The 8,631-nt window shown below is 69.2% G+C and carries 5 protein-coding genes and 2 pseudogenes; 5 read left to right on the forward strand and 2 right to left on the reverse strand.

The features are described from left to right. The 5 genes and pseudogenes from AC08OV_RS21225 to AC08OV_RS21245 form a co-directional block, all read left to right on the forward strand. Nucleotides 1–306, forward strand: a pseudogene (locus tag AC08OV_RS21225) (IS982 family transposase); the annotation flags it as partial. Between the two features lie 65 nt (nt 307–371). Then, nucleotides 372–593: pseudogene (locus tag AC08OV_RS21230) on the forward strand (SAM-dependent methyltransferase); the annotation flags it as partial. Between the two features lie 1,081 nt (nt 594–1,674). Further along, nucleotides 1,675–2,403 carry an NUDIX hydrolase gene (locus AC08OV_RS21235; protein ID WP_476615027.1) on the forward strand — a complete coding sequence of 243 codons (729 nt, stop codon included), beginning with the start codon at nt 1,675–1,677 and terminating at the stop codon, nt 2,401–2,403. A 165-nt stretch (nt 2,404–2,568) separates the two neighbouring features. After that, a complete protein-coding gene (locus tag AC08OV_RS21240) occupies nt 2,569–3,741 on the forward strand; it encodes a 5'-methylthioadenosine/S-adenosylhomocysteine nucleosidase (RefSeq protein WP_476615026.1) in 1,173 nt (390 codons plus the stop codon). After that, nucleotides 3,738–5,948, forward strand: coding sequence for a hypothetical protein (locus AC08OV_RS21245; RefSeq protein ID WP_476615025.1), 2,211 nt, complete (start codon nt 3,738–3,740; stop codon nt 5,946–5,948). Before AC08OV_RS21240 ends, AC08OV_RS21245 begins: the two co-directional genes overlap by 4 nt. A 121-nt stretch (nt 5,949–6,069) precedes the next feature. Here AC08OV_RS21245 and AC08OV_RS21250 read toward each other — a convergent pair whose 3' ends face one another. Then, complete coding sequence (locus AC08OV_RS21250; protein WP_476615024.1) at nt 6,070–6,246, reverse strand: hypothetical protein; 177 nt, start codon at nt 6,244–6,246, stop codon at nt 6,070–6,072. Between the two features lie 818 nt (nt 6,247–7,064). Then, nucleotides 7,065–8,495, reverse strand: a complete 1,431-nt coding sequence (locus tag AC08OV_RS21255; RefSeq protein WP_476620179.1) for an IS1380 family transposase — start codon at nt 8,493–8,495, stop codon at nt 7,065–7,067. Between the last annotated feature and the right edge of the window lie 136 nt (nt 8,496–8,631).

Below are 8,631 nucleotides of genomic sequence, written 5' to 3' on the forward strand. Positions count from 1 at the left end.
AAGGGCTTCGCCTCCGGTGAGCTTGAGAAACACCTGTCCGACGAGGGCATCGGACTGCTCCGGCCGCACCGCAAGAACGAGAAGATCCGGCCCGGGGAGTCCCTGCTCAAGAGCGTCCGACAGCTGATCGAGTCGGTCAACGACACCCTCAAGGGGCGGCTTGACCTGGAAGAACACGGCGGACGGACCTACGAGGGCATCGCGATCCGGGTCGCCCAGCGGATCATGGCCCTGGCCGCTGGGTTCTGGCACAACCACAAGACCGGCGCGCCGGTGATCCGCTCGTTGATCGCCTACGATCACTGACCCTCAGGAATCACTCGTCTAGGGAATTTGGTGAGGATCGTCCAATTACCAAGGGGCTGATTGCGGTGACGAGCGCGGACCGGCACGACCCGGAGGTCGGGCAATGGTGGAAGAGCCTTGCGGCGGAACGCAGCCCGGTCGATCTCAGGACCGACCAGCCGCACGCGGCCCGGATGTACGACTACTACCTGGGCGGCAAGGACAACTTCCCCGCTGATCGGGAGGCGGCCGAGCAGGCACGGGCCGCCTTCCCGGGCGCCAGCACCGCCGCGGTGGAGATCCGGGCCTCGCCCCGGACGCCTGGATCGTCTACACTGACAACGACCCGGTCGTGCCGGCGTAGGTTCAGGCGTCTCACCAGCATCTTTAGGTAGTCAGGCTGACCCTTGGTCCGCACCCGCGTTGCACACGCCGAAGGCTCGGACACAGTACACCGGGTACCACACTGCCAGAGCCCCGTTGGCGACGCGGTCCCCGAGCCAGCCTCGAAGAAGCCAATGACGGTCCGATATGATCACGCGAATCCTGCTGGTCAGCATCTCCCGCGGATCGGGCATGACGACGTTCCCTCGAAGCGGCAGCGCACTTCCGAATTGCCGCTTTTTGCGATCAAGGCCACGCCTTTGCGTGGCGCGACGCCAGCCCGACGGTCAAGCGAAGACGGCGGGAGCGATCAGGCTGCGCGATTGTTGACAATTGCGGCAGCAATACACGGATGGCATCCGAGCTCACGGCTGCGACTTCAGGGAGCGGTAGACGGCTCCAGTCGTCGATACTCAGGGCGGCGGCGAGAAGACGGTTAGCCGCCGTAGGGCTGTTTGCTTGGGTGAGCACCCTGGCCACGTCTGCCAGCGCCTGAGCCTGGTAGTCCGGGTCGGTGATGGTGCGGGCGACCTGCTCGGCGTCGGTGGCAACCTGACAATGGTTGTTGCGCTTTCAATGTCCGAAACAGAAGGCCACTTTCTTCGCAACGCCGGTACCGGGCCCTCCCATCACAATACCGACCGTTTCCCAAACCAGCCGAAGGCGCCCCAGCCCGATCGCGCCAAGCGTCCGCCGACGAACTTGCGAACGATTACTCCGGTCTATGCGGCCGGTGTCCGGCCACGCATTGCCGAAACCACAACACCCGACCCCCAGCCCAGCGAGGGAGCTACCAGCGCCACCACGCTTCGTAGTCAATCAAGCCCGATGTGCTACCTCGCCGCAGCCCTGGTTGCCCCGTGAGGCATCCTCGTCCCGATTGGACAGATCGCGGAGCATAGCCTTCTCCGACACTGACGATCAGGGGTCGTAGCGCAGGCGTGAGCAGCTGTCGGCTAACCGACAACTCTTCCTGTCGGTCGGACAAAAAGCTAGTCTCGCAGCGTGATCGATGTTCCTTGGGAACCGCCGGCTGTCCTGATCGCCGTCGACCTGGTGATTCTGACGCTGCGCGCGGCGAGCCTGCGGGTGCTCCTGATCGAGCGTGGGACAGAGCCATACCGGGGGGCGCACGCGCTTCCCGGTGGATTTCTCGCGCACAGCGAGGAGGATCTCGACGCGGCGGCGCGCCGGGAGCTTGCGGAGGAGACGGGCCTCGACGCCAGGGAACTACACCTGGAACAACTCGGGGTGTACGGCCGTCCCGGCCGGGATCCGCGCGGGCGGGTCGTCTCAGTGGCATACCTGGCCATCGCGCCTCGACTGCCCGATCCGGTCGCGGGCACCGACGCCGCCGACGCGGCCTGGCTGCCGGCGGACCGCGTGCTCGCGGGCGAGCTGAACCTGGCCTTCGATCATCGCCAGCTGGTCCTCGACGGGGTCGAGCGGGCCCGAGGCAAACTCGAGGTCTCCTCGCTCGCCACGGCGTTCTGCGGCCCGACATTCACCATCGGTGAGCTACAGACGGTCTACGAGGCGGTATGGGGAATACCGCTCGACCCCAGGAACTTCTATCGCAAGATCCAAGGGGTGGACGGATTCCTCGTCCCCACCGGTGCAGAGCAGCGAAGCCTCGGCGGGCGCCCGGCACGCCTGTTCAAAGCCGGCCCCAGCACCGTCCTGTCACCGCCGATCGGGCGGCCGAACGAGGCTGGAAGTTCTTCCGCCGACTGACCTTTACGACGCCGCTGCCGCGGCCGTACGCCGTATCCGTCAGGCCGCCGTCCGCGGATGCCGTCCATCCATCGGCCCCTGTCGCAGGTCCGGACTCACATGACCGGGCTGAGGGGCAGCCGCAGTTTCCGGAGAAAAGTCCATCTGGAACGGGGAGTAAGGACAATGGCAAGGACCAGACCGATCGTCATCCTGACCGCACTCGACCTCGAGTACCAGGCGGTCCGCGAGCACCTGGTGAATCCGCGGTTGCGCCGCCATCCGCAGGGCACCCGGTTCGAGGTAGGCCGGCTCGCGGCCGGCCGGTGCCAGGTGGCGCTGGCGTTGGTCGGCGTGGGCAATCAGTCAGCCGCGGTGCTGGCCGAACGCGCGATCGCCGAGTTCGATCCGGCGGCGCTGCTTTTCGTCGGCGTGGCCGGCGCCCTGCATCGCCATATCGCGCTCGGCGACGTGGTGGTGGCCAGCCAGGTCTATGCCTTTCACGGTGCCACCAGCGAGAACGACGGCGACTGGGGCCGGCCTCGCGCCTGGCCGATGTCGCACCGTGCCGAGCAGATTGCCCATCACCTGAAGCGGACGCAGTCCTGGGTGCCGCAGCAGGCCGGGCCCGAGGCCCTCCCGCAGGTGCACTTCGGGCCGATCGCGGCCGGCGAGGTGGTGCTGAACTCGACCGTCTCGGCGCTCGCCCGGTGGCTGCACGTCCACTACAACGACGCGCTCGCCGTCGAGATGGAGGCTGCCGGAGCCGCGCAGGCCGGCCAGCTGAACAGCTCGCTGCCGGTGGTTGTGGTCCGCGGCATCAGCGACCACGCGGACGGCACCAAGGAGTCGACCGACCGCCAGCAGTGGCAGCCGCGGGCCGTGGCGAACGCGGCCTCGTTCGCCATCGCGCTGGCCGAGGAACTGTCCGCCGACCTCGGACGGGCCGAGGCCGTGACGAGCACCGGGAGGACATCCGCCATGCCGAAGCCGACCCACAACATCCGTAACGTCGTGTCGGGCAGCAACACCTGGGTCGGTGCGCAGGCCGGCGTCGTCCACGGCGACGTCACTGTCGGCGCCCCCACCGAGCGGACACCGGTCGACCTGCCGACCGCGCTGGCCGGTTTCCGCGCCCAGTTGTCCACGGCACACACCGCCGGCACCGTGGACGCGGCGACCTTCGCGGCGGCCGAGGCCGAGCTCACCGCCGCCGACGAGGCCCTGCGGGCGAACTCGCCGGAGAGCCGACGCACGCTGGTGGTGTCGCTGAAGAAGGTTCGTGGCCTTGTCATTGACGTGGTCGACCTCGCCGCGAGGATCGCCGTTGTCATCACCCTCGCGCAAGGCCTGTCATGACCGACAGCTCCGGGTTTCGGGACGGGGACGCACCGTCGTCGACGACCAACTCGGTCAGCGGCTCCGCCACAGTCGGCGCGCAGGCCGGGACGGTCCACGGTGACGTCCGGGTGTACATGGTCCCGCCCGGCGCGACGCCTGAGGAGAGGTTCGAGGTCGGGGCCCTGCATCTGGAGGGCAACATGCCGCCCCGGGCGCTGGAGCTCATGAACGAGGCCGTCCTGCGCCCGACGAGAACTGACCGGATGCTCTTCCACTGGCTGTTGGCGCTGGTGAGCGGGCGTTCGCGGGACGAGCTGACAACCGAGCAGACCAGGCAGCTGAAGGAGTTCCAGGCGGGCCCACCCGCGGCCGTCCACGACGCGTGGACCGACGGGCTGCGCGTTGTGTTCCTGCTGTTGAACGCGGTCACGGCGACCGAGGACGAGATGGCCTTGGCGCTCAAGGAGCTCGACGCCCTGGACCGGAGCGTACTCGGCCGGACCCAGCGCCGGATGATTCTCCGTCACCTGGAGCAGTTCCTGGAGGGCCCCCTCGAGGACCAGCTGTGGAGGCGCGCGATCGACGTCGCCGCCCGTGGGCAGCAGGCCGGGGCGCGTCAGGACCGGGTGTGGAAGTTCTTTGAACCACCGCCCATCGAGGCTCGGGCGCGCGGCGCACGGCCGACCACAGTTCCTGCCGACACCCGGCTGCGCGCCGAGATCTCGCGGCTGGCGCTCGTGGCCTGGGCGGTGTATCTCGCGATACAGCTCGCGCTCAACGGTCGCCTGGCGGTGCTGTTCGGGTGTGCCGTCGTCCTTGTCGGCGGCCTGCTCGGCCTCCAGCGCGGAATCGTCTGGAACGTGACCTACGATCACACGCAGGACGGGAGTGAGATCCCACCCGGCGCATTTGCTCGCAAGGTCGAAGGCAGGCTCAGGTACTACGTCGCCTCGTATCGACCTCACGGTCTGACCAGCGACCAGTGGATATGGCAGACCGCCGACGCCCGGTTCAGCCTGCTCCGAGAGATCGTCGGCCAGTACTCCTACTCCCGCATCAGTATCGAGCGGATCGCCTGGCTGCTGCGTCACGAGGCAACCCATCTCAAGCGCCTGTCGGGAGGCGAGGCACGCGTCTCCTTCCGCCGGGAGCTGCGGGTCGCGCCCGGGGTGAGCGCCCGCGGAACGCTCGGGATCACCGCTGTCGTCGGTGGCTGCCTGTGGGCGACGGTCGCCGCGGCCGGCGTCGACCTCCTCCTGGCGGTGGGAACGGTGCTCGTCGTGTCGGCCGGCACCACCGGGTACGCACGTGCCTGGCTGGCCATGAACGGCGACCACCGGCGCCGGGTCGCCGAGACGGCGCAGCACGCCGAGGTTCTCGCGGCACGACAGGCGGCACTCGAACGGTGGCGGGCCCGGCTGGCCGACCGTCCCAGCGACGCGGAGCTGGCCCAGTGGCTTGACCACGACCGCAAACTCCTCCTGGACAGAGCACTGCGTCACTATCGTCTCACTGCCAGCAACGTCGTCGCCCACGCGTTCATCGAGACACCGGTAGGCGGTCCCCCCAACTCCGAAAAAGGCAAGACCGCGGCCCGCGTCCCTCGCGGTCCGTGGCGGTTCCGCAAATACCAGATCTCGGTCTTTCTGCTCACCGCCGACGGAGTTCGCAACCTCGTCTCCCGACTGAACTTCGAGACCGGCGTGTTCACGGAGCAGAACCGGATGAACTACCGCTTTGACGTGGTTGCTTCGATCCGGGTCGACCGGACGGCCAGTGACGAGCAGAAGCTCGAACTCGTCCTGGTGGACGGCACGAAGATCGGGATGCAGATGGCCGAGGTGAGCCTGGACGAGGACACGACCCACGGGGTGGACGAGAGCACGGAGTCGGTCGCCCGGCTGACACAGGATGCTGCCGGTGTTCAGCACACGATCCACGTGCTGGAGGGCATCGCCGCGGAGGGCAGGGCCTGGGTCCGCCGGACGGGTTTCGGGTGGTCGCAGGACGGCGGGAGAATCGCGTCCGCTCTGCGCGACGATTACGCCTCCCGAGGGCAGGAGTCACCCGGGAGAACCGGGACCGCCACGGATGCGGACTTGGCCGCGGCCCGCAGCGCAGAGGTGAACCTCAGCTCCGGACCGGACCGCCCGGAGGCGCGACCGGCACAGCCCGACCCCTCTCCCGACAGCCCGCAGCCGGGAGCCGACCCAAAAACGACATAGGCCGGCTTGCCGCAGCCTGGCGACCGCCGGGGAGGGATGCCGACCCGCGTCGGCCACCGTCCTGCCGGGAGCGTCCTGTTGCCGCGGCGCTGGTCCGCGCGGCCCGGGTTGTGGTGCCGGGTCAGGCAGGGTTCGCCCCGGCGGGGGAAGGCAGGACGGCGAGCAGGCGTGTCAGGACGTCGCTGGCGCGGCGGATGTCGGCGTCGTTGACGTCGAGGTGGGTGACGAGCCGCACCGTCGTCGGGCCGGCCGCACACTCGCCGCCGGCAGCCTCGACGACAAGGTCTGGCTGTGGCATCTGAGGTGAACACGATCTTTGATGATCCGGCTCGGCGTCTGGCCCCACCAGCGGGATTCACGAGTCGTTGGGCATCGCCAGCTCGATCGCGATTCCAGGAGTCCGTCCACGGAGACGAACCGACCACCCGCCCGAGCCAAGACAGCACACGACCCCGGAAGACGGCGGAGGACCCGGCACCGACGTCTCAAGGCAGGCGTCAACCGCTCGTCAGGCGGGCAGCCACGGCGGCAGCCCGGCTCACGGAACACCCCGGACGACGGTGGACCCCACGGATAACGCCGAGTTCACGACCAGCGCCGATTAACGTCAACGGACCTCAGTGGATCAAACGCCGAGGCGCTTATGATCCCCTGGTCACCGAGCCCGCGCGCATCATGCCTGCTCAACGACAACGCCCCAATCGATCTCCCGGTAGACGTCTGCAACCCAGGGGTGGTACCGGTCGTGCTGATGCAGGTTCGGGCCTCTCACCAGCATCTTTAGGCAGTCGGGCCGGGCTTTTGGTCGGTACCCGCGTTGCACACGCCGCACGGCTTGGGCACAGTACGCCGGCCGCCGCGCCGCCAGACTCTCGTTGACGACGCCGTCCGAAACGACCCCGAAGCCGGGGCCCGTCCGGTGTGATCACGCGGACCCCTGGTCAGCCCTAGATCCGCCAGTAGCGCCGACTTGCATGATCAAAGTTCGGTGATCTTCCCTTTTCGGGCTTGTTGATGTTGTTTTCGACGGCTGGGCAGGGTGAAGGCCCGGCTGTCGTGCCGGGTGAGCGCCGGGTCCACGGCCCGGGGGCGTGTTCCGCGTGGAGAACGGGCTGGTCAGACGGCCGCGGGCAGGGCGCGCAGCCGGGCGAGGGCGGTGGTTAGGTGCTGGTCGCGGCCAGGTGGCAGGCGCAGGATCAGTTGGCCTGCGTGGCGGGTGACCCGGCCGGGAATGGTGATCAGTTCGTGGCGGAGCCGGTCGCCGTGCGCGCGCCCGGCGCGCTGGTCGAACCCGGTGAGCGTCTGGAGCAGGGTGGACAGCCAGCCGGCGAGGATCGCGGCCCACGTCCAGACGGTGTTGATGGTCGGGTCGGCTGAGGGCAGGTGGCGTAGGCCGGCGCCGAGTTTGTGGTCCTTGATCTGGGTCTCGATGTCGGCGCGGCCGCGGAACCAGTGCTCGAGCGCGACGATGTCCGGCCCGTCGTTGGCGGGGATGTTCGTGACGATGAAGCTGACCGCCCAGGCATGGTCGACGATTCCGTCGAGCGCGAGGGTGAGCTGGGCTTTCGGGATGATGCGCCGCCGCCGTGAGCGAGGGTCGGTGGAGATCTCGGTGGCGGGGACCTTCACCCGGCGGATGATCGTGTAGGTGCCGGGCGGCCAGCCGGTCGGAGCGTAGCTACTGGTGGCGACCTGGGCGCCGGTCATGTCCCGCGCGTCCGTCCAGGACGTCTCCTCGACGGCGGCGTAGGCGCGCCAGAACGCGGAGTTACGCGGCGCGGCGATCGCGAAGTCCACCCCCGCGGCCACGGCGGCGCGGGCGAGGTCGCCGGTGAAGAACCCCGAGTCCGCGCGCTGCAGCAGCGGCGGCGCGCAGACCGCGACCGGCAGGTTCGCCAGAGCCCGCGCGAACAGGCCGGCCGCGCGCGGACGGACGTCCTGGTCGCCGGCGAGCAGGTCCGCGGCCAGGACCAGCCCGGTCCTGGCCCACGACGCCAGCAGCGGCCGGCCGGCCTTCTTCCCCTCGTAGGTATAGGCCACGCCGCGCTTCGTGCGGCCGAAGACCTCGACATCCGAGGAGTCCAGGTCCAGCGTCAGCCGACCCGTGACCAGCTCGGCCCGGCGCTGCGCGGGTAACCGGGCCAGCCAGCGGCCGGCGAGCACCCCGACCGTCGCCTCGACCCCGGCCAACCCGCCCGGCCCGAACCTGGCCGCCCGCCTCGCCGCCGTCCGCGACGGCGCGAACGGCACCGCCGCCAGCAGCCCACCCGCCTCGCCCAGACGCAGCCGGTCCAGCCCGGACAGCGTCGCCTGCCCTGTCAGCTGCGCCGTGGCCAACCCGACCAGCACCTCCCCGCCCGACAGTCCCCGCGCCCGCTGCTTGACCGGCCCGACCCGCTCGTCGAGCGTCTCAACGACCCCGAGCCGATCCACCAGGTCGCTCACCGCCGCCAGGCCAGCCAACCCGGCCAGCGACCGGTCCGCCGGCCCGACCCGAACCCGCAGGGCCCGTTTCCGCGGCCCGGTCGATCTGCGTAGTCTCTTCACCCGGCGGGTGCCTCTCGTCAGGACATCATCGGTTGGTGGTGGTAACCCCGATTCTTCCTGCACGGCAGGCACCCGCTCACGTTCCAACGATCTACGAACCCCCAACATCACCAGCTACTGGCGGATCTAGGTCTGA

The sequence above is a fragment of the Frankia sp. CeTa3Moorea genome (genome assembly GCF_978021225.1).